The organism is Methylobacterium sp. BE186 (assembly GCF_031457035.1).
Lineage (GTDB): Bacteria > Pseudomonadota > Alphaproteobacteria > Rhizobiales > Beijerinckiaceae > Methylobacterium > Methylobacterium segetis.
The window spans coordinates 1-19564 of the sequence record NZ_JAVDVV010000044.1; the positions used below are offsets into that span (position 1 = coordinate 1).

A 19564-nucleotide genomic window follows, 5' to 3' on the forward strand; every position below is an offset into this window, starting at 1 on the left:
GAGCGCGTCAGGGATGTGCGGTGCTTTCCGTCGTGCCATCGGGGACCTCCTTCGGGTCCACTATGGCCGCCCAACACGAAATTCCTGACAGTCCCGTCGGCTTCGATCACCCGACATGGCCCCGTCGGCTTAGGTCTATCCCCCCGGTCCGACGTCGGCGGGGCCACTCTCACAGTTGGCTCACTCCTGCCCCGCAGCTCCTGGCTCGCGGGGCTTTCTCTTGCCACGCTTCACCTGAGTGAAGGCTCAGGATCTTAGCTCAAGCATGCTGGAGTGATTGGAGGGATGCCCCCACTCTCCAACGCGGCCTCGCTGGTGCCCCTTCCCGGTTTCATCGTGCCGGCGGGGTCGCACTCTCATCGGATACTCAGCAGCTGGCCCCGCAGCCTCACGGCTTGCGGGGCTTTTTACGCCTCAGCAACAATCATCGCCCATCGTCCGATCCGGGAGTGCGCCCCCTTGCTCGCTCTCACCTGAGCCCGCCCGGCATCCCAACCCCTCTGCCGTGGCGGGCTCAGTCGTGTCTGGGCGGCCTCCACCGCGGAAGCGCCTTCGTTCCACCCTGCTCAGCCAGCCCACGCCGCTCCAGCGCCTCGCAGATCCGCGTCGCCCTCACCGAGCATCTAAAGGGAAGGGCTACCTGAAGTGAGCCGGAACTCCTGAATTCTGGGGAGCTCGATCTGAAGCACATCACGGTGGATCAGGGACGCATACGTATATGTACCCCTCGACTCCTGGGTGTCCACCGTTGATGAGGAGTGCGCGAGCCGAACCGGGTTCTACAGGGGGGCATTTTGAAGTTCATGAAATCCACAGCTGCGGCCGTTCTCATGGTTGGTCTGCTGACGAATTTCGCCATTGCGAAATCTTTCGAACTGCCCGAAAGCAAACCCATTGTAACGATTACACTCCCGGACGCTTGGGAGCCGGAAGAGATCGCAAAGGGTGTGCAGGCCAACTCACCTGATACGGGAATTTATGTCGCCTTTGAAATTGGGAATGTTAAGAACACCGACAAGGTCGTATTGGATGGCGTTAAATTCCTGGCTGAAAGCGGTGTTAAAATTGATCCTGCTTCGGAGAAACGCGGAGAAGGCAAGATCAATGGCATCGATATGATTGATATTAACTGGACTGGCGATTACGACGGTAAAGTCGCGAAGGTCAGCCTGACGATCGCCGTCCTCTCGCCGACGAAGATAGGCCTCCTGACATATTGGGGCTCACCGTCAGCAGAGAAAAAGTATGCTGCACAGTTAGATTCGATCCTGAAAAGCATCCAGCCTCTAGGGCAGTAGCCGGAAATCAGAAAAGGCTGCGCGAGCTTAACATGTGTTGCTCACGCAAGGCTCATCGCGCTCTTGATCCGAAAGCCCGTCACCGCGAGAGCCGAGCGGGTCAAAATATGCCGCTCGGCTGAGCGGGGCCATGCCAGCAGACAGCCATCCACATGGTGGCGCGGCTTGGCAGTTCGGCGCTTTCAGGTTGTCTCCAAACTCAGAACTACAGACTCCGGAGAAGTCATACCTTATGTCCAAGTCACGCTTGTCACAAATCCGCGCTTCGGCTCTCATCCTCTGCGCTATGCTCCTGCCTTCCGTCGCATCTGCGCAGGCCGATATGAGTTGCTCCGACTATCTCAAAGCCGATGCACAGATGCAGGCCGCGATGAGTCCATCCGACAAGGCGGCGATGCAGGCCGACCCGGAAGCGGCAGCTCTCGACAACAAGGTACGTGCATACTGCAAGGCTAACCCGAAGGCTCTTGCGAGCGAAGCAATGTCGAAGGCAGTTCAATAGCCTCGGTCCCGGACGTAATGTCCCGCCGCGGCACGCTTGCGTAGGCCTACGGACAACGCTTGAGGCATCGGCTACTCGTTCATACGTCAACGCACCAGTAGTAACGCGGGCGGGCACGGCTCTAATTGGGCTCTAGACACGAAATGACGAACCCTGCAAGCCTCACGGCTTGCGGGGCTTTTCATGTCTGCTGTGGCGCCGCTATTGCCGCGCCAACAGCGCAGCACGGGGAGCATCTACGCGGCTAAGAATGAGCAAAAATCGGTCAGCCTTCAACAATCGACCTATTCGAAATAAGCAAAATTTGCTCACCGCAGTCGACATTTACCCTACGTATGTTCTTGTTTGGTTTGCTGGCCTGACAAGTGCAGTTGACATGTTCTCAGCATGCTCCAAGTCGCCCACGCCAGGCCGAATGCGCCGCATCTTTGCTGCGCCTCTCCACCGCGCTCGATGGAACCACTGCTACAAACCTCAGTTCTCCCTCCGCTTATCTGGGGTGGGGCATGCCGCGGTTCTTCATAGACTCGAACGACGACGATGTGCTCATCGAGGATGACGAAGGTCTAGAGTTCGTCGATGCAGCGGCCGCCCGCATAGCCGCGATCACGATGCTACCTGACATGGCGCGGGAGAAGATCCCGGATGGCGACCGGCGCACCTTCTGCGTGAGCATCCGGGATGAACAAGGTGCCACGCTCTACACCGCCACACTCAGCATGGTCGGTGAGTGGAAGCTGCCTGAATAGCTGTTTTTAGGTGGGCAGAGATTTTTATGCCGGAATGAAGATTGCCGGGGAGAGCGAAAAACGGCACAGACGCAAGCGAGAGGCAACCGGGATCTCGCCATGTCAGACATTCAAGACGCAGCCAACAGCAACTACATCAATCTCACGTCCGATATCGTCTCAGCATACCTATCGAACAATCACACTTCTGTGGCCGACCTGCCGAGCCTGATTGCAAGCGTGCATGCTGCTGTCTCCAGTCTGAACCAGACCACAGCGCCGAGCGAGCCCGAGGCGAAGGCGACGCCGGTCCAAATTCGGAAGTCGATCACGCCCGGCGCTCTGATCAGCTTCGAGGACGGCAAGCCCTACAAGACCCTGCGTCGCCACCTGACGACACGCGGGCTGACGCCGGAGAGCTACCGGGAGAAGTGGGGCCTGCCACGCGACTACCCGATGGTGACGGCCGCATACTCGGAGGCGCGTTCCTCGCTCGCCAAGAGCCTGGGCCTCGGACAGCAGCGCCGCAAGCTTGCAACTGCGGCGGCTGCGAAGGACACGCAAAAGTCGACAGCTCTAACGTCTGCCAAGCCGCGTGGCCGCCGCAAGGCCGCCGAACCGGCCGCTGCGGAGTGAATTACTCGATCAAGCCAGCTGGGACAGAACAGCAGCCTAAGAGCCTGCCCGGTTCGCCGTGTCGGGCCTTTCTTGGGACGGAGATATCATCTGATAGGCAGTTCGGGGTGACGCACGGCTCGATCGACCTCTCTCAGCACATCCAAGGCCAGCCAGGGCTTGGCCATGAAGACAGCCTCACCGGGCAAATCGGCGACCTGAGCCGCGGTATGGCCAGAAGTTACAACCAAGTGGATGCTTGGCCACAGCCCGTTCACTGCTTTGGCAAGCTCGATGCCGTCCATTGATCCCGCCAGTTGCACGTCGGTGAAGAGCATGGCGATGTCCTCGGCGCGCTCCTTGAGCAACTGAACGGCTGCTTCGCCACTCTCACACGTGACGACATCAAGAACAGTCTCATCGAGGAGAGCCATGGCAAGATCCCGTACGTCAGGATCGTCCTCGACAATGAGAACGAGCTTTGTGGGCTTGGGCGCTTCACGCTCTCGTAGATGCTGCACAAGCTCCTGCATGCGGGTCGGGAGTTCCTCGCCTGGAAGTTCGCAGCTATCAGCCAGACCACGGGCAACGCCATGGGTGACGGCAGCGGTTGGTTCCAAACGGGCGGGCAGTAAAGAGCTGGCTTGGCGCATCCATCCTCCATTCCGGAGGTGAGACGCCCCTCACGCACCGGACTCACGCTTAATCCATGTTGTGTTTGTTTTAGGAAATGTCGTGAGCCGTGAAGGGTTTCAGCTTGGCAGTAGCAAAAATCAAATTCTTACTTGGATTGCCGCCAAATCAGTTGTGCGGCAAGTAAATGGTTGCTTGCACAATAATGTGGGATCTGCAGAGCTTCACTAGCGTTGTTTTTTGGGGCGGAAGTCAGAGCGATCGCCATGGCAGGCACCTGTTACACGCACGCCGATCCCATGCAGCAAGGCGCATGGGCGCGCATTCATGGCCGTCCGAAAGACGCTTGCCCGTATCCGCGTAACAGCGAGGAGCGCGCGTCTTGGATGGAAGGTTATGATGGGATGCCACGAGATCGAGCCTAGGATTTGCCCCCGTCGTCAGCCTGAACTTCTCAGGCACAAGCATACCCTGCAGCGAGGTGGGTCCTCGCGTGCGCCTCGCACTTTACCTTTGCGATGGCTGCCCTCGGTGTCGAGGTCGAAGCTGCCTCGGTCGGCCCGCACACCCGACACGGCATCGCTCGCGATGTTTTCGCCGAACAGCGCTAGCGGGGCCAACCTCAAGGACGAACTTTTGCCCCGCCGCCTCACGGCTCGCGGGGTTTTTCGTTCGGGCATCAAAAACAATTTATGCAACTTGGTTGGCGGGATTCCGGGTCATGCTAGTCAACAAATCAGCATCAAGATATTAAGTGATGTTCTTGCGAAATGTATAGCAATATATTACTCGGAACCACTCGGACCGACCTCCCCTCGACCTCGATGTGCGACAGACTTAAGGAGCTGGGCTGACCATGTTCGACCTGCTCCCTCTGACGGCACCGCTGCGGCTTGCAAATCAGATGCCGACGCTGGCTGCTCCAGCCTCTGCGGCTTCGTAAACAGTAGCGCCGCCGCGCAGAGCTTGAGCAATCGCCGTGGATGCGGTGTCAACAGCATGGGATCGCTTGTCGCCATAGTCGTAGGCGTTGTTGCCGCCGCCGCCGAGGCGAGCGTGGTAGCTATCCGGGTATCTGGCATTCATCCGTCCCCGCAGCATCGCGGAAGCGGCGTTGTAGTCTTCCTCGAAGTTCCGCCTATAGTAGACCATTGGGCCGGATGACTGACCCCTCTCGGCGTTATCGGCCATTGCGCGGCCTTTTCGATCAGCTTGAGAGCCGAATATCAGCCATTTCAGCTTGAGCATCAGATAGGCAAAGGCAGTCATTTCGCGCGCTCGATCGGCCGACATCGCAGAATTGCTGCAGCCTGACTAACATAATTCTTGCTGATACGAATCGAAATAAACAGCGAGGCTTGTGCCCTTGGCCAACCCCCGTCTCGCCGATCTCCTCACCCTCTCCATCTGCGCCGGGAAGATCTGGACTCTCGCTGCGATCGAGATGCCGGGTGCGGTGATGCGGGAGAGGGGACGCGTCGAGCCCGGCGAAAGCGAGATCTGAGCGTCAGTCCGATCGACCGCGCGCTCTGCCGCGTTCGGTTGCCCTTTGATGATTTGGCACCTCACGTCACCGCTGCAGGCTTCGCCTGGCTCGCATTGAGATCACGCCGCATCCGGCCCACCCCAGGACCGGTCGCGGTTCATGTTCACCCTACTGACAAGCCTCGACGCGCCTCTGCAACGATGTCTGCCCCGCCCCGTTGGTTCTCATGGCTACCATGGAGGCGGGGTCGTGAGGGTGAGCAGGGAAGCCGCGAAAGCCATGGCCAAGGCGTGGGCGGCGCCGAAGACGAGTGAGCAGCCGAAGGATCAGCCTGCGAAGAAGGACTGACTCCTTCAAACGCGCAGGAGGCTGCCACATACTGTGATGGCTGTCGCTCCGCTACGAGTTGCTGCGACAGCCGCCCGACCAGTCTGGAAAGCTCTTGATGCGGTGCTGCTCTAACGACGCTGAAACGCGGCCCTCACTCGCTTACAGGCCGGGGCGAACTCGTCTGCGGTAAGCCATCTGCCCGCAGTCGCCAGCCACCCGACCAATCCGGATAGCTTTCGATCCGCCGTCCGCCGCAGGCCATGCAGCGGCAGCGCAGCGCGACATCCGGCACGTACTCGTCGGGGCGCAGTCGCTCGAACGGGATCAGCGCTTCGTGATTGCAGGCGCATCGCACGGTGATGCCGCGGGCTCCGTTTTGGCGCGCGTTGGCGACCGTGGCCGGCTCGCACTCCCGGCCTTCCAAGTCGTAGCTCCGGCGCGGGTTGCGGAGGCGGCGCGGGACTGACGGGCCTCTGCCGATCGCGCGCATGGCCTCACCGCTTCGCCTGACGCGCGGCAGACTGCACCTCGCCGTGCTCCGCACGAAGCTGCATCAGGGCAAGCTCGAAGTCTGAGATCTCAACGACCCTTGCCGCAGCGAGCCGCGCCTCGTTTTTCGACAGGCGTCCGGAGAAGGCGATCTGATCAGTATCCTCGGTGAAAAACAGGCACCCGATAGTGAGACCGTCCGCGTCCTCGATGCGGTAGGCGTCCTCAAGCTCGACGACGCGCCAGGGTGCGCGGTAGCGGAGGGGTTCGGTCATGCGGACAGCCAGATGATCAACATGGCAGCCACGATGAGCACTGTGAGCACGAGGCCGCCGATCAGCATGCCACGGACGTACCGGTCCGACCGAAAGTCCTTCATCGCTGCTCCGGGCGCGCCGGTAGGATCATTGCAGCACGCAGGCATCTAGGACAACAACAAGGCCCATCGCCGCTAGGGCAACCGCGCCAGCGAAGACGATCGTTCCAACCGAACTTTCAAAGACGGGCAGCATTACCGCTTCTCCGGCCGAGCCAGCAGGATCGCCGTGCGCACCGCGGCCCGCTTCAGGTGATCCGTCGCATCGGGGTTGGCGACAGTCTGCGCGGCCCAGGCATGCGAGCGGACTGCTGCATTCAGGTCGAGACCATAGCCGTCACCCATGATGAACAGCGCCGTGGTTGGATCCGCCATGTAGGCGTCGACCGCAGCGAACACCTCATCCTCGGTGATCGCCTTGGCTTTGAAGAGGCCGCCGGTTGTGTGTTCGTCAGCCACGTGCGCGCTCCCGGGCCAGCGCTCTCAGCGCCTCGGCGTACAAGTCCACCGCACCGGGCGGCACGATGAAGCCGTCCTGGCGCCTTTCGTCCGCGCGCTCGGCAATGTCGCGCAACTCCTGCGCGCTGTAGCTGTCGATCTGCGGGGTGGCGTCTTCGTGGTCATGCCGCGAGAATAGGGCTCACCACTTAAATTCCCAGACCGGGATTCCCACCGGCCGGCCCGGGGTGTTCCGGTAGTAGGTGACGAGGCCGTGCTTCATCTCGTCGGCCGAAAGCCCTGTGGTCTGGGCGCCGCTCAGCATCAGCGCGCCGCAGTGATCCGCTCTCAGCGTGCCGGCGGTCGGATGCACGCCGAACAGGTCAAGCGCAGTCCAGCCGAGATCCACCGCCTGCGCGCCGTAGCGGTCGAGGAAATCCAGCGCCGAGGCTTGGATCGAGAGCCAGGCTGGCTGCGACAGGCCAGGACAGGGCGGTGACGACGGTTTCAGGCGCGAGAAGGCATCGCGCCACGCCTGGACCTGAGACGGGACGAGCTGAAGGGCAGGGGAGGCGGACATGGCTCTCGGCGGCTGAGGAGGCGCCGGGATAGGGGTCGGGCAGCCGAGTCGCTAGGGCAGAGTGGTCACAGCAACGGATGGCCGGTCGTTGCTGCACTCTCTTCGCCGAACTTCGACTGCAATGCTGCCACGGCGTCGTTGGCGCCCTGTAGGAAGCCCTCGGCGCAGCGCTCGGCAGCATCGCTCCATCCGCGCAGGTTGAGCGTCGCCACAGATTGGGCCAGAGCCCTCACGAGGATCTCGGAGAAAGCCACGTCGCTGCGGCCGGTGAGCAGGATTTTCGCCATGCTCTCGGCCTCGATGTCGGCAATGCAGGCACGACCATCAACCACGCCACGCTCGCGGTAGTCGCTGTCCTGATCCACGTCCTGCCGCTGCTCTCACTCATTCAACTCGGAGCCGTCAGCGGCGCCCTCATCAATGCCTAGCGGCCGACGCAGCTGAGATGGTTGAAGCTGGCCACTTGTCAGAAGCTTGAACTCTCAGCCGTGACGTCGAGTTTCTCTCGCGTTCACCTGAACCGCCTCCACTTCTCTGAAGATTCGTCCGATGATGCGCCCCACGCTCGCCAGCCTCGCCGCCCTGCTTGTTCTGGCCGCGTCAAGTCCCGCCTTAGCGCAGCCGTCCGACGGCGCGTCTCCGTCGCGCGCGGCAGGTGCGAACGACAGCGCGAAGGGCGAGTTGCGGAAGAGCGGCGAGATCACAGGCGCGGCTCAGCCGACCGCGGAACCAACCGCAGCCGGCAGAGAGATCCCCGGCTCCGGCAAACCGGCTGACCCTAATGAGCGCGCCCCTCAGAATCCGGGCGGCACCGCGGGGCAGTGAGCCGTCCTCCAGCGTGAGCGCTCGCGGTCGTGCAGTGCTCAACCGTCGGCCGCCGCATCAGGGCCGATCCCCCGCTTGACACGAGCCCGCTCTCCCGCCTCGTCCTGACATTTTGAGACGTGAACGGAGCGGTTGATCACCTGCAGGTTCGGCGCGCCCCAGAACGCCAGCAGGCTCGGCCAGGACGCGCCGCGATGCTCGCGCCAGACGCGGTACAGCGGCAGGCGATGATCGACCTCGGCCGTACGCAGCAGGCGCTTGCCCGAGACAGCACATCGGTGTCGCTGACGGCTCTTCAGCGCCTTCATCTGATCACTCGGCGCAAGCCAGAGCTTCCAGGCTGCCACACACGCGGAGTGCCAGCTCGCATTCTTGTTCGGGATCCCAGCGCCCCAGAGATCCGTGTGCCAGCCGAAGCGGTAGACCGGCTGGCCGCAGATGCAGCAGTGACCGCGTCCGAGCGCGTAGCTGGGCTCGCGGTAGGGAGCTGGTGGTGTTCGAAAGCCGGCCTGCAGATCTCTGCCCGTGTCCGGGCCGAGCTGCCACGTCCAGCCGGCCGGAGTGCCGGAGCGAGTTGCAAGACCACGGGCCAAGCGGTCAGCTCTCAGGATGTGACTACGCCAGTAGCTCTCGACCGCGAGACGAGGCGTGGGCGGGATCAGCGGGCGCGACAGCGCGTGCTGAAGCACGGGAGCGGGAAAGATTGGCGGTAAGGCGCGTTCGAGCCGCAGCCGAGCCTGCAAGTTGCGCGTCGCGCGCCAATCCGAAGCCATCGGGGCGCTGTAAGCATCGGTGCTCAGCAGGGCAACTGGCAGCTCTGCCGAGCGTTGAGCCCGCTCGCACTGGACGAGCAGATTTAGTCTCAGGCCGCTTTGCGACGCCCGCGGCCCTTCGGAGCTTGCGCGGTTTCTTCCGACGCTGCACGCCCGCCTTGGCGTCCCAGACCAACGGACTTGGCGAGTCCCGAGCGCTGGGCGGCGTAGCTGGCGGCCACCATCGGGTAGTCGTTGGGCAGGCGGTAGCGCTGGCGGTAGCTGTAGGGGTCGAGCCCGTGGGTCGAGAGATGGCGCTTGAGCGTCTTGTAGTACTTGCCGTCGATGAACGAGATCAGCGCATCCGGCGTGATCGATTTGCGAACCTGAGCTGTGGCCGGCATTGTGGCGGTTTCCGCTTCGGCTGCTGTGTACTTGCTGCCGAGGATGTTGAGCGCTGCGTGCACCCTGACAATGAGCGCTGGCAGCTCAACCGGCTGCAAAGAGCTGTTCGCCACGTACGCCGACACGATTGCAGCCGCCATTTCGGCGAAATGTGCCTTAGATAAATGAACGCTCTCGCCGACCTGCCCAATCAGTCGAAAACGTCTTAATACTCGCCTCTCATACAGCCGCGACCAGATGCATGTTGAACCGTTGAAGCAGAAAATCTCTGATATTCGACCGCGCGTTGTTGTGCCAGAGAAGCATGATGAGGTACGCTCAGAAGCGATCTTCCGAGGACGTGGGTGATGGATACAGGTGAAGTCCTCACAGAGCACGTCCAGGACATGCTGGATTTGGAAGCGGCGGCGAAGGATTGCACCGCTGCCGCGCCCAAGCTCCTGCCGCGGCCTGAGACGGAACGCCCTCGCGTGAACCCTGGCCATGCCATGATGGGTGCCGCTCGCATCCGGGCAGAGGCGCATGGGCCGGACCCCTTCGCGGACAGATGCGAGGCGCAGGCACGCGAGAAGCTGCCGGCAGAACGGGTACGGCCAGGCGCCGGAAGCGAACTCGTGCCGATGGCGCAAGCGGCCGAGGACGCCGCCCTCGTTCTGGTGGATACCCTCGAAAAGCCCGATTACGTGGCCGCCGATGCCAGTCGGGAACGCCTCGACCTTCTCAACGACGCGGGCGCCCTGACGATCGGCCTCGACACGGCCGACACGATGGAAGCGCGAGACAGCCTCGAACGGATGCTGGCCCATCAGCTTGCCGCCCTGCACGTCTCCACCATGAAGCTGGCCCAGCAACTGAACCGGGCGACGGAACGCCTCGATGTGGCAGGGCCGGATCCGAGGAAGCGTGCAGCGGCGAACGTCGAAGCCTGCCGTCTCGTCGGTGCGGTCTCCCGGATATCCAGCACCTATCAAGCAGGGCTCGGCACTCTGCAGCGGCTCAGGACCGGCGGGAAGCAGACCTTCGTGTTCCAGCACAACCACGTCACGGATGGCGGGCAGGCGGTGATTGGCGGGATGGTCGAAGGCGGGAGGGGGGCTCCCAAACGCAAGAGGGGGAGCAAGTGATTTCGCCCAACGAACCCCATGCCCCGAATGGGTGCGCCCGTCTGCAGGGTGCTTTCGCGGCTGCTCGATGCGGGGCGAAGCGGCGGGATGGCGGATCCTGCCTACAGCCAGCAATGCCGAACGGCCGGTGCCGGATGCATGGCGGCAAGAGCACGGGACCTCGAACGGAAGCCGGGTTGGCACGATCACGGCGCTCGACTTGGCAGCACGGCCATTACTCGACAGAGGCCCGCGCAGAGCGCCGAGAGGCGCGCCTTGTTCGCCGAGCCGCCATCCAACTGCTTCTCGATCTTAAGGCGATGGCGCTGCTGCGCTGATTTTAAGCCCCGAAGAAAACAGCGGGACACCAACAGGTGGGAACTGAACGATTGGTTAGAATGATGCGGCAGGCTGCTGAGGAGACTGCCTTCGCTGCAAGGATGCTCCGAGGTACGGTTAGCCTCACCGCTGTGGTTCTGAGTGCTGGTGTAGCAGGAGCAGCACCAAGATCCTGTCCCGCAGATCGCGCTACAGTGCGCGTAGAAGACACAGGCGTGCGATACGCCAGTCAGCCTGTCGAACGCACAGACCTCATTGGCAAGACATTCAGGGTGCATCGCTACACCGCGCACCGAAAGATGTACTTCAGCAAACCCCGAGGCGTGATGATGAACGTCGGGTACGAAGGCTACGAGTTGCGTGGCAGAAGTGGGACGTTCATTGTCCGGCGCGACCATGTCGATGGCGCCCCAGCAATCGCGCCCGTGAGTTGGGCGAACGAACCTTCGCAATTCCGCAGTCGAGTAGCATGGGGGGAAGGGCAGCCAGAAATGGTCAAAGTAGGTGACGAACTCGATTATGTCCTAGCCGGTCCCTTCACGTCTCTCAGCCTCAAAATCGCAGCCTGTCGCTAAAATGCAGGCACCGCCCTGGAGCAGAACATGCGCGCCATCGTTGTCGGTCTGATTGGCGCAGCTCTGAGCGTCGAGGCTTCGCTGGCCAAACCTGTCCTTGGATGCCCACTCGATGGGTTAGAGCTAGTAGAGGAAGGATCAGATGGATTCAGCAGCCGGCGCTTCCGCGTGCTGAAGGTAGAGAGCCGCTTCTGGCGCTTGCAGGGCCCTGAGGTGAACGATTTCAAGCCGGACGGCTACGTTAAAATCCTGGTCGGAAGCGAGGGGCGCCAGTACGTCATTGAGCAGACATACAGCCGCTATGGGCTCCCAGCGAACTCTGGTGTGTCCATGGATGCCACACCGAAACTCATTGAGGGGATCAATCCGAAGATGCGTTCTCTCAAGGGCGAGCAAGCGCGCGTGAATGGCCTTTTCTACGTTCTTGGGGGGCCACTCGGGGACGAGACCGTGCTTACGCCCGTGAACTGCAAACAGCCTCCTGCATAGCCGTTCATGTCGATGGGCTACGCCCAAGCCACCGAGCACCGGCGCGAAATGAACAGCTGGATCAGAGCAATGGGTCGGATCGCTCAGGAGATCACCTAATGCGGGCAATCGTCGGCCGGCGTCCTTGAGGACGCCACGGCTATAATAGCTGTGCCCGATCCTCTCAGCGCATGGCTACGACCGCCGCGCCATCAACGATGCCGTAGGCGGGCAGGGCACTTCGCACCGTGTCCGCGACGTAGGAAGGCGCAAGGTGTGCGTAGTGCTTCTCCGTCATCCGTGTGTCGGCATGACCTAGCTGGGCCGCAATCACACCCATGGGGGCGCCACGCATCGCAAGGATGCTGGCGTAGGTGTGCCGCAAAATGTGAAAGGTTGCCGGCGGATCGAGTTTTGCTCGTTCGGATGCCTCGATGAGCGGTCGCTGCTGGTGCGAGACGCCCCAGGCATCACCATCAGCACGAGTGAATATGAGATCACGCGGACCTCGACCAGCCGTCAGAGCCGAGAAGAGTTGCTGCCCCTCAGTGTTCAGGGCGACATGCCTCGGCTTGCCAGCCTTCGACTGCCGCACCGCGACGGTGCCGGCGTCTCGATTGAAGTCCGTGACTTTGAGGCGCGTCAGTTCTCCGTACCGGCAGCCCGTGACCAGCGCTCCGCGTACGATGTTGCGGAAGGCAGGCTCGCAGGTGTTCACCAAGCGCAGGCATTCGAGCGCGGACAAATATCTCACCACAGCCGCGTCGGCCTCGCGGTACGGCTTCACCTTCCGCCATGGCTCATCTGAAGCCGCTTTCCCTTCATGGAAGGCATGGTTCAGCGCAGCTTTCAGAACTGTGAGAAGCCGGTTGGCTGTAGATCGCCGCGCCCTGACCGCCTCTGAGTCTCGGCTGTCGACTGGAGCCGTCTTCTGAGCGGCGGCATCCTTCCCTGTCCGTAGGAGCTTTGGCGCTTCAGCCACCTTGTGGTGCCAGTCGCGGATACGCTTGGCAGTGAGCTTGGCGACCTCAATGGAGCCGAGTTCCGGGATGATCCGCGCATTGGCAGCATAGCGGTCTGCGCGCACGCCCTTCGACCCACGGCGTTCACGCGCGGCGAGATAGTCGCTGACGGCAGCGCTGACTGTGTAGGGCCCTTGGCTAGGCTCGGCGTGCCCGGCCAATTCACGCGCTTTACGAGTGAAGAAGTCGCGTGCGCGCTCTTGTGCTTGCGAGAACGAGAAGACGGTCAGGCCGTCTGGATCGCGGCTGTCGTCGGCTGCCCCAAGCGCTTCGTAGTGCTGCTTCGCCTCATCGCGCATGCGCGCGACCCAGGTGCCGCCCTTCGCGCCCTTCCGATAGCCAATGGCACAGCCGGCGGAGATCACCGTCCAGTATGGTTCCCGACGCTCGGCGAGCTTCGCACGGGCCGACCGGCTGTCGATCTTCGCGTTGCGAACCGTGCGAGCCATAGGGGAGGGGCCTCCAAGACGTACGGAAAATGTACGGAAAGGCTGTACGCGAATGCGGGCGAACGAACAAGGATGCTTATCATATTTCCCACAGCATGTTAGCAGTCCGTCGATGTTCGCAGTCATTCGCAAAAGGAGTTGTTTTCACTCTTTCACGGCGAAAACACGGGTTCGATTCCCGTAGGGCGCGCCATCGGCGCTAAGCATTGATATCATTGCGGAAATTTCTTCGCTCGTACCCAAGAACAAGCTGCATTTCGTACCCGCGCGGTGACGCTCTGGTGCGGGATAGCGTCCCTGCTAAGGTCATGGGTGTTTCACCGCAGCAAATTAGGTTGCCTGACCGCGATCGAGGGCCAAACAGCCGTTCGATGTCGATGGAATGCCCATTCCGGCACTGCTCAGAGAACTTGGGGGAAATCCTTCTACGAGCTCCGCGTTTTCACACAGCCTCGGTGGGAAACGGCTATTGCCATGCCGCCAGGAAGCCGACGTCGGGCTCTGTCGCTGGTTCGGTTGCTGACGCGTCAGGCCGCCGACGGGGAAAGCGGACGTCCGGTGCACGTCCTTCAACTGCCGCGATACCGGAGCGCCTCCACGAGCAAGGCGAACGCCGGCGATTGCTGCCGACGGCTTGGATAGTAGAGGTGGTAGCCAGGAAAGGGCGGTGTCCAGTCCGCCAGCACCCGGACCAGATCGCCGGTATCGAGATGCGGCTGCGCGACATCTTCGGGCATGAAGGCCAGGCCGAGGCCATTAAGCGCGGCGGTCTTGATTACCGCGATGTCGTTGGTGGTCAGTTGCCCTTCGACGCGCACGTTGATTTCGCGTGAACCCTTCTCGAATTCCCAGGCATAGACCCCGCCCAGCGTGGGCATGCGCAGATTGATGCAGCTATGCGTCGCCAAGTCCTGCGGGACCTTCGGCCTACCATGCTTCTCGAAATAGGCGGGCGTTGCAACCGCGGCCATTCGGATCTCAGGTCCGATCCGCACCGCGATCATGTCCCGGGCGACGCGTTCACCCATCCGAATTCCGGCGTCGAAGCGTTCGACGACGATGTCGCGCAGCGTATTATCAACGATCAGTTCGACATGGATCGCTGGGTACTCGGCAAGGAAGTCCGCAAGGGCGGGCCATAGGATCGTCTCGGCCGCGTGGTCGACGGCCGTGATCCGGATGGTGCCTGCAGGCTTGTCGCGAAGCTCGGACAGGGCGGCCAAGCCGTTCTCGATCCCTTCCAGATGCGGCGCCACGGTCGCAATCAGTCTCTCCCCTGCATCGGTCGGTGCGACGCGGCGCGTTGTTCGGGTCAGCAGTCGAACTCCTAACCTCTCCTCCAAGGAGCGAATGGTCTGGCTGAGGGCGGACGGCGACACACCCAACTGCGCTGCTGCGCGCGTGAAGCTGCGCTCCCGGGCGACCGCGATGAAGGCGCCGAGGTCGGCCAGGGGTGGTCTGGACATCTTGAAGCTGCCCTTAAAGGTTCATGCTGATTATAGCGGCTAATCGTGGCCGTCCGCGCCCGCTATCTGGCGGCCATGCCAGTCGATGTCATTTCTCCGGCGGTCATCGCCGAGCCCGCGCGGCACGTGCCACGAGCCGCTTCCTCTCATGCTGCCGGATGGAGCCCGGTCTTCGCGCTCACGCTCTGCGTCGGAACGCTGATCGCGTCCGAGTTCATGCCTGTGAGCCTGCTCACCCCCATCGCGTCGGACCTGCGGCTGACTGAAGGTCAGGCCGGGCAGGCCATCGCGGTGTCCGGTCTGTTCGCCGTTCTGACCAGCCTGTTCATCTCGTCGGCAACGCAGCGCATAGATCGCCGGACGCTGCTGTTGGCGCTGACGGTGGTCATGCTGGTGTCAGGGCTGGTCGTCGCCTTCGCCCCAAACTTCGCGGTCATGATGGTCGGCCGCGCTCTCGTCGGCGTGGTCATCGGCGGCTTTTGGTCCATGTCGGCCGCCATCGTCATGCGACTGGTGTCCGAGGACGACGTGCCGCGGGCCCTCGGTCTCCTGAATGGCGGCAATGCCCTGGCGACCACGATCGCCGCACCGCTGGGCAGCTTCCTCGGTCAGTATATCGGCTGGCGCGGAGCCTTCTTCTCCGTCGTCCCGCTGGCGGCGCTGACCTTCGTGTGGCTGTCCATGACGTTGCCGTCCATGCCCGCGCAGGGTCGGTCCAGCGCGACCGCGGCCTTTCGGGTTTTGCGCCGCCGGACGGTGCCGCTCGGCATCCTGGCCGTGTCCCTGCTGTTCGTCGGCCAGTTCGCCCTGTTCACCTATCTCCGCCCCTTCCTGGAGACCGTAACGGGTGTGAGCGTCTCGACCCTGTCGCTGATCCTCCTGGTGCTGGGCGCGAGCGGAATGGCTGGCACCTATCTGATCGGCCTTGTGGTGAAGACCCGCCTGTACGGCCTGCTCGTCGCGATGCCGCTCGCGCTCGCCGCCATCGCCGTTGCGCTGGTGTGGATCGGGTCGTCGGCCGCCGGGACTGGCGTGCTGCTCGCCTTGTGGGGCTTCATCGCCACCGCTGCGCCGGTTGGCTGGTGGACTTGGCTGAGCCGGGTCCTGCCCGACGACGCCGAGGCCGGTGGCGGGCTGATGGTTGCGGCGGTCCAGCTCGCCATCACGCTTGGCGCGTCAGCCGGAGGCCTTGTGTTTGACAGCAGCGGCTATCAGGCGACCTTCGCCCTGAGCGCTGCCATCCTGTGTGGCTCCGCGTTAGTGGCCTTCCTTGCGGCGCGCTCTGCCGCTCGGCGCCCGCACTCCTCGCCGTAACCGGACCTTCCGAGCGTCCGAGAAGGGTCGAGAGCGGACCCTTCCAAGCGTCAGATTTGAACCAGTAGCTGCTGAAACCATGGTCAGTGATCTCCGCCGCTCCAGCCCGACGAGCGGCACGTCACCGGGACGGGACGGGCGCCGCCAGGGCGCCTGTCCTGTCACGCGTGACGGGGCGCGTTCGAGGGTGAAGGCCATGAGAGCGAGTTGCTGAGGCCCGACAGTGAGGTCACGTGAGGCACGGCGCTTCTCTCGATTTTTATCTAAAAGGAAGGCCATAGGGCGCGCGTGGAGCGCCTGGACCATGCACCGGACATCGGACAACCGGACATCTCCCCCCTAGGGGGAGTGTCCGTCGTCCGTGTCCGTGCTGTCCGGCTCCCGCTCCTAATCCTCTTCCTGTCCGGCCGGTTCGGGTTCGGCGAGCCAGAGCAGCTTGCGGCCTGCTGATGTGCGCAGCGGTCCGGCACTGCCGGACAGGGCGCCCAGGCTGCGTTGGAACGCTCTGCGGACCGTGTCCGGCCGCGTGTCCGCCTCGCCGTAGACCAGCACGCGGAATGCCTCGCGCACCGCGTCAGCGCCGGCCGCCATCACGCGATGGCCCGTGCCGTCATCATGCTCAACGGGCTCACGGTCCAGGCACTCGCGCACCGCGCGCAGAAGGGCCGTCTCGCGCGTCCTGGCGGGGTTGGGAGGCGTGTCGCCATCCTGGTCCTCGCCAGCCTGCCTGTCGCCGGCGGTCCGCTGAGCGCCGCGCGGGCTGCCTGCCGGGATGTAGCGCCTCCACTCGATGAGAGCGGACTGCACCTCCGTGCCGTCGCTGTCCGTATAGGTGAAGTCCACCCGCTGGCCTTCAAGGATGGCGCCGTTCGGGCCGGCGCGCAGCTTGTCTGCGGTGAGCCGGATGCCGCGCGCGCCGAAGGGCTGCACCTCGATGAAAGCGTCGGAGCCGTTGTAGATGGAGCCGTCGCCCGCGAAGGCGCTGGTCTCGCTCTTGGGCGGATGGTGCGAGACGAGGACTACGGCGTCGCAGGCTTGAGCGATCTCTTCCAGCGCAGCGTAGAGCTGGTCCACGTCCTGGTCGTTCTTCGGACTGCCCCCGCCCATGATCTTGCGCAGCGTCTCAATGCTGATGAGCGTCGCAGAGGGCTGGTGCTGAGCCTGATGGTGTCGGACGTAGGCGATCAAGGCCGCCCGTTGCGCCGGGTTGCGCGGATCGAACCGACCGACTTGGCCGGGCAGCGGCTTATCGCGCACGGATCGCGCGACGTAAGGCATGCCGTCGAGGCCATGGGCCTGCTGAAAGCCCTGGATACGGGCCAGGAAGCTGTCGTGAGGATCGTCGGCGGTGAGGTGGATGGTGAGGGCCTTCGCCGTCGTCGCGCCCGCCACGGCCTCGCCGCGTGCGATGTACGCGTGTAGCGAGGCGATGGCCCACGTCTTACCGGCGTGAGACGGGCCAGCGAAGACGACAAGACCAACGCGGGGGATGAAGCCTTCGAGGATCATCCTCGGGAGCGGCGAGCGGCGCGTGGCCAGGGTGATGTTGCCGTCGTCGTCGGCGTAGTCGATCGGCAGCGGACCCACCGTCTTCGGCGCCGCACGCGCGCGCAGGAGCTGGGGCAGGCGATCATCGTTCGCGACGCAGCGGGCCAGCTCCGGCGAGGCTTTGGCCAGCGGCGCGGCGAGGGCGCAGAGGAATGCGTCCAGGCCGGCGGGCGCGTCCCATGAGCGATCGTCGCCGTCAGCGTGCGGGAGGCCGGGCAGGATGATGCGGGCGTCATCGATCTGCCACGCGTACGGGAAGGCGGGCCCACCCTCGGGGAACAGGGCCCGAAGGCTTGCATCGTCCACCACAAAACCGATGGCCTCTAGCTCGCCCCCTCTGCGCTCAACGACGACGCTTTCTAGCGGCATGCGCAGGGCCGCCGCGATGTCGGCTGCGGCCGTGTCGGGGTATAGGCCAGGGGGCGTGTCGAGTGTGACGAGGCGTGCGCCGCGCGCGCCGAGGGCCGCGGTGATGAGGTGGCCCCGACCGGTCTGATGCTTGGGGAGCTGGCCGAGCACGACATCCGGGTCGCACGACGCTTCGCGCCGGCTGCGGAATGTCCGGCCGAGCAAGGCTAGGTCGAACGCGTACAGCCGACTGTGTCCCTCATACTGGTCGTTATGGCTGTACCGCGTGCGAGCGCTCCCGTCGCCGAAGCTCACGATCTCCAGCGGGAGGGCGAGGGCCAGGGCTCTGTTGACGAGAGCATGGTCGTCCAAGTCGAGCGCCACCGTTGCCATCTCGACGGGGGGAGGAGGGGGTGGAGGCGGAGGAGGCGCGGGGATGGGCTCGAACGCGAAGCCGAGGTGAGCGAACAGCGCAGGGGGCGCCTCCGGGATGGCGCTCACGGGGTCGCCGTCACGGAGCGAGATGCGCGGGCCGATCGGGATGAGCGTGTAGGGTTCAGACGCGAGGTGAGAGGCTAGGACAGGGCCGTCCAGAACTACGCGGTCGGTGATCCGAACCTCGCCGGGGAACGGCTGCGCGCGCTTCTCAACGCGCCTCATCCCGGTAGGTGTCCGAGGAAAGCGATAGACCGCCCGGATACCGCCATCGGGCATCCCGACGGCAAGTGCACCCTCATCCCCGGTCAGGCCAGCCAGAACAGTCTTTGCTTCGGCTACTCGCTCAGCCGGGCAGTCGAGGACAATGACCTGTTCGCCGAGGTGCACCATGGGGAGGGACCCGGGGAATTCGCGCCACAATGCGCGGATCGTTACCTCGTCGGTTGTGGGCCGATCCCCTCCGCCACGATGCTGCGTGACTGGTGCCTCCAACCGCCCACGTCTTTTGGTGTGACTGGGCTGGGGCGGCGCGGCAGATGTCAGACGCAAGGAACCCCAGTCTCGCCCACCGTCTGGCTCCGCGCCGCCACAGGCGCGCGAAACGGCCAAGCCGTGACGTGCATAGGCCAGGGCGATGGTGAGATTGTGAGGCTCGCCAGTAGAATTTACGATCGTTGTAACATTGTTACATCCGGTGCGTGCAGTCGAGGTTGAGCTGGAGACGGTATTCGGGCAATGCATTAGATACGCCTCAGTGACGATCCCATGCGGCAAGCTCCTGCAAGATCAGGCCGCGTAGGGATCAGGTTTGGAGGAAAGACGCTGCCGACCGCTGGTTTGGTGGCGCCTTTTTCGTTTCAGCTCTCGTGCACGGAGCGCCGCTTGCCGGCCTCAGCCCAGGCGGTCAGATCGTCACGGTGATAGCGGACGGTCTTAAGGCCGAGCTTGCGGTAGACGGGGCCCCCGCCGCGCTTGCGGTAGCCTTCTAGAGCGATTTCCACTTACTCCGGATCGTAACCGGCGGCGGCGAAGTAGTTGGCGCACTCGGCTGGCGTGAAGGCGTCGAGAAGATCGCCGACGGCCGTCCAGAGCCGATC

Annotated in this window: 23 protein-coding genes; 10 read left to right on the top strand and 13 right to left on the bottom strand. The window is 63.4% G+C overall.

Features of this window, described 5'->3' with window-relative positions; translation table 11 throughout:
- Positions 1 to 758 precede the first annotated feature (758 nt).
- The 4 genes from J2X36_RS25660 to J2X36_RS25675 all read left to right on the top strand — a co-directional run bounded on the left by J2X36_RS25660 (position 759) and on the right by J2X36_RS25675 (position 3164).
- Positions 759 to 1298 (top strand): hypothetical protein, encoded by a 540-nt coding sequence (locus J2X36_RS25660; protein WP_310354916.1) that lies wholly within the window; start codon positions 759 to 761, stop codon positions 1296 to 1298.
- A gap of 232 nt (positions 1299 to 1530) precedes the next feature.
- Positions 1531 to 1800, top strand: a complete 270-nt coding sequence (locus J2X36_RS25665) for a hypothetical protein (RefSeq protein WP_310354917.1) — start codon at positions 1531 to 1533, stop codon at positions 1798 to 1800.
- Positions 1801 to 2306: 506 nt separating this feature from the next.
- Positions 2307 to 2549 (top strand): DUF6894 family protein, encoded by a 243-nt coding sequence (locus tag J2X36_RS25670; protein ID WP_310354918.1) that lies wholly within the window; start codon positions 2307 to 2309, stop codon positions 2547 to 2549.
- Positions 2550 to 2648: 99 nt separating this feature from the next.
- On the top strand, positions 2649 to 3164 hold the full coding sequence (locus tag J2X36_RS25675; protein ID WP_310354920.1) for a MucR family transcriptional regulator: 516 nt from the start codon (positions 2649 to 2651) through the stop codon (positions 3162 to 3164).
- 86 nt (positions 3165 to 3250) lie between these two features.
- On the opposite strand, the gene J2X36_RS25680 is transcribed toward J2X36_RS25675, so the two are convergent.
- Complete coding sequence (locus J2X36_RS25680; RefSeq protein WP_310354921.1) at positions 3251 to 3796, bottom strand: response regulator; 546 nt, start codon at positions 3794 to 3796, stop codon at positions 3251 to 3253.
- A gap of 279 nt (positions 3797 to 4075) precedes the next feature.
- Between J2X36_RS25680 and rmf the strand changes: the two genes are divergently transcribed.
- Positions 4076 to 4201 carry a ribosome modulation factor gene (gene rmf, locus J2X36_RS25685; RefSeq protein ID WP_405029862.1) on the top strand — a complete coding sequence of 42 codons (126 nt, stop codon included), beginning with the start codon at positions 4076 to 4078 and terminating at the stop codon, positions 4199 to 4201.
- Between the two features lie 475 nt (positions 4202 to 4676).
- Here the strand turns inward: rmf and J2X36_RS25690 are convergent, their stop codons facing one another.
- Positions 4677 to 5045 (bottom strand): hypothetical protein, encoded by a 369-nt coding sequence (locus J2X36_RS25690; RefSeq protein WP_310354924.1) that lies wholly within the window; start codon positions 5043 to 5045, stop codon positions 4677 to 4679.
- A gap of 97 nt (positions 5046 to 5142) precedes the next feature.
- Here J2X36_RS25690 and J2X36_RS25695 point away from each other — a divergent pair, with 97 nt between their 5' ends.
- A complete protein-coding gene (locus J2X36_RS25695) occupies positions 5143 to 5280 on the top strand; it encodes a hypothetical protein (protein ID WP_310354925.1) in 138 nt (45 codons plus the stop codon).
- A 463-nt stretch (positions 5281 to 5743) separates the two neighbouring features.
- Here J2X36_RS25695 and J2X36_RS25700 read toward each other — a convergent pair whose 3' ends face one another.
- The 7 genes from J2X36_RS25700 to J2X36_RS25730 all read right to left on the bottom strand — a co-directional run bounded on the left by J2X36_RS25700 (position 5744) and on the right by J2X36_RS25730 (position 9537).
- On the bottom strand, positions 5744 to 6016 hold the full coding sequence (locus tag J2X36_RS25700; protein ID WP_310354927.1) for a hypothetical protein: 273 nt from the start codon (positions 6014 to 6016) through the stop codon (positions 5744 to 5746).
- 70 nt (positions 6017 to 6086) lie between these two features.
- Positions 6087 to 6356: a hypothetical protein gene (locus J2X36_RS25705; protein ID WP_310354929.1), complete on the bottom strand. Its 270-nt coding sequence runs from the start codon at positions 6354 to 6356 to the stop codon at positions 6087 to 6089.
- A 236-nt stretch (positions 6357 to 6592) separates the two neighbouring features.
- Complete coding sequence (locus J2X36_RS25710) at positions 6593 to 6856, bottom strand: hypothetical protein (RefSeq protein WP_310354930.1); 264 nt, start codon at positions 6854 to 6856, stop codon at positions 6593 to 6595.
- A gap of 181 nt (positions 6857 to 7037) precedes the next feature.
- Positions 7038 to 7415 carry a hypothetical protein gene (locus J2X36_RS25715; RefSeq protein ID WP_310354932.1) on the bottom strand — a complete coding sequence of 126 codons (378 nt, stop codon included), beginning with the start codon at positions 7413 to 7415 and terminating at the stop codon, positions 7038 to 7040.
- 65 nt (positions 7416 to 7480) lie between these two features.
- Positions 7481 to 7780, bottom strand: coding sequence for a hypothetical protein (locus J2X36_RS25720; RefSeq protein ID WP_310354933.1), 300 nt, complete (start codon positions 7778 to 7780; stop codon positions 7481 to 7483).
- A 498-nt stretch (positions 7781 to 8278) separates the two neighbouring features.
- The gene (locus tag J2X36_RS25725) at positions 8279 to 9013 is read right to left on the bottom strand and encodes a hypothetical protein (protein WP_310354934.1); all 735 of its coding nucleotides are present in this window, start codon (positions 9011 to 9013) and stop codon (positions 8279 to 8281) included.
- Positions 9014 to 9102: 89 nt separating this feature from the next.
- Positions 9103 to 9537, bottom strand: a complete 435-nt coding sequence (locus J2X36_RS25730; RefSeq protein WP_310354935.1) for a MucR family transcriptional regulator — start codon at positions 9535 to 9537, stop codon at positions 9103 to 9105.
- A gap of 207 nt (positions 9538 to 9744) precedes the next feature.
- On the opposite strand from J2X36_RS25730, the gene J2X36_RS25735 reads away from it, so the two are divergent.
- The 3 genes from J2X36_RS25735 to J2X36_RS25740 all read left to right on the top strand — a co-directional run bounded on the left by J2X36_RS25735 (position 9745) and on the right by J2X36_RS25740 (position 11903).
- Positions 9745 to 10521, top strand: a complete 777-nt coding sequence (locus tag J2X36_RS25735; protein ID WP_310354937.1) for a hypothetical protein — start codon at positions 9745 to 9747, stop codon at positions 10519 to 10521.
- Positions 10518 to 10838, top strand: a complete 321-nt coding sequence (locus tag J2X36_RS26955; protein WP_405029860.1) for an HGGxSTG domain-containing protein — start codon at positions 10518 to 10520, stop codon at positions 10836 to 10838. Before J2X36_RS25735 ends, J2X36_RS26955 begins: the two co-directional genes overlap by 4 nt.
- A 603-nt stretch (positions 10839 to 11441) precedes the next feature.
- A complete protein-coding gene (locus tag J2X36_RS25740) occupies positions 11442 to 11903 on the top strand; it encodes a hypothetical protein (RefSeq protein WP_310354939.1) in 462 nt (153 codons plus the stop codon).
- Positions 11904 to 12066: 163 nt separating this feature from the next.
- Here J2X36_RS25740 and J2X36_RS25745 read toward each other — a convergent pair whose 3' ends face one another.
- A complete protein-coding gene (locus tag J2X36_RS25745) occupies positions 12067 to 13353 on the bottom strand; it encodes a site-specific integrase (protein ID WP_310354942.1) in 1287 nt (428 codons plus the stop codon).
- A gap of 569 nt (positions 13354 to 13922) precedes the next feature.
- Positions 13923 to 14819, bottom strand: a complete 897-nt coding sequence (locus tag J2X36_RS25750) for a LysR family transcriptional regulator (RefSeq protein WP_310354944.1) — start codon at positions 14817 to 14819, stop codon at positions 13923 to 13925.
- A 45-nt stretch (positions 14820 to 14864) separates the two neighbouring features.
- On the opposite strand from J2X36_RS25750, the gene J2X36_RS25755 reads away from it, so the two are divergent.
- Complete coding sequence (locus tag J2X36_RS25755) at positions 14865 to 16133, top strand: MFS transporter (RefSeq protein WP_405029861.1); 1269 nt, start codon at positions 14865 to 14867, stop codon at positions 16131 to 16133.
- Between the two features lie 387 nt (positions 16134 to 16520).
- Here the strand turns inward: J2X36_RS25755 and J2X36_RS25760 are convergent, their stop codons facing one another.
- Together J2X36_RS25760 and J2X36_RS25765 are read right to left on the bottom strand one after the other, a co-directional pair.
- The gene (locus J2X36_RS25760) at positions 16521 to 19208 is read right to left on the bottom strand and encodes an AAA family ATPase (RefSeq protein WP_310354946.1); all 2688 of its coding nucleotides are present in this window, start codon (positions 19206 to 19208) and stop codon (positions 16521 to 16523) included.
- A 116-nt stretch (positions 19209 to 19324) separates the two neighbouring features.
- A complete protein-coding gene (locus J2X36_RS25765) occupies positions 19325 to 19468 on the bottom strand; it encodes a hypothetical protein (RefSeq protein WP_310354947.1) in 144 nt (47 codons plus the stop codon).
- Positions 19469 to 19564: the final 96 nt, after the last annotated feature.

What these genes read in the sequence shown, in the direction of transcription:
- J2X36_RS25670 (WP_310354918.1), top strand. Translation starts at nt 2,307, where the DNA reads ATGCCGCGGTTCTTCATAGACTCGAACGACGACGATGTGCTCATCGAG.
- J2X36_RS25750 (WP_310354944.1), bottom strand. Translation starts at nt 14,819, where the DNA reads ATGTCCAGACCACCCCTGGCCGACCTCGGCGCCTTCATCGCGGTCGCC.
- J2X36_RS25715 (WP_310354932.1), bottom strand. Translation starts at nt 7,415, where the DNA reads ATGTCCGCCTCCCCTGCCCTTCAGCTCGTCCCGTCTCAGGTCCAGGCG.
- J2X36_RS25705 (WP_310354929.1), bottom strand. Translation starts at nt 6,356, where the DNA reads ATGACCGAACCCCTCCGCTACCGCGCACCCTGGCGCGTCGTCGAGCTT.
- J2X36_RS25725 (WP_310354934.1), bottom strand. Translation starts at nt 9,013, where the DNA reads ATGGCTTCGGATTGGCGCGCGACGCGCAACTTGCAGGCTCGGCTGCGG.
- J2X36_RS25760 (WP_310354946.1), bottom strand. Translation starts at nt 19,208, where the DNA reads ATGCATTGCCCGAATACCGTCTCCAGCTCAACCTCGACTGCACGCACC.
- J2X36_RS25680 (WP_310354921.1), bottom strand. Translation starts at nt 3,796, where the DNA reads ATGCGCCAAGCCAGCTCTTTACTGCCCGCCCGTTTGGAACCAACCGCT.
- J2X36_RS25745 (WP_310354942.1), bottom strand. Translation starts at nt 13,353, where the DNA reads ATGGCTCGCACGGTTCGCAACGCGAAGATCGACAGCCGGTCGGCCCGT.
- J2X36_RS25735 (WP_310354937.1), top strand. Translation starts at nt 9,745, where the DNA reads ATGGATACAGGTGAAGTCCTCACAGAGCACGTCCAGGACATGCTGGAT.
- rmf (WP_405029862.1), top strand. Translation starts at nt 4,076, where the DNA reads ATGCAGCAAGGCGCATGGGCGCGCATTCATGGCCGTCCGAAAGACGCT.
- J2X36_RS25675 (WP_310354920.1), top strand. Translation starts at nt 2,649, where the DNA reads ATGTCAGACATTCAAGACGCAGCCAACAGCAACTACATCAATCTCACG.
- J2X36_RS25665 (WP_310354917.1), top strand. Translation starts at nt 1,531, where the DNA reads ATGTCCAAGTCACGCTTGTCACAAATCCGCGCTTCGGCTCTCATCCTC.
- J2X36_RS25740 (WP_310354939.1), top strand. Translation starts at nt 11,442, where the DNA reads ATGCGCGCCATCGTTGTCGGTCTGATTGGCGCAGCTCTGAGCGTCGAG.
- J2X36_RS25730 (WP_310354935.1), bottom strand. Translation starts at nt 9,537, where the DNA reads ATGGCGGCTGCAATCGTGTCGGCGTACGTGGCGAACAGCTCTTTGCAG.
- J2X36_RS25690 (WP_310354924.1), bottom strand. Translation starts at nt 5,045, where the DNA reads ATGACTGCCTTTGCCTATCTGATGCTCAAGCTGAAATGGCTGATATTC.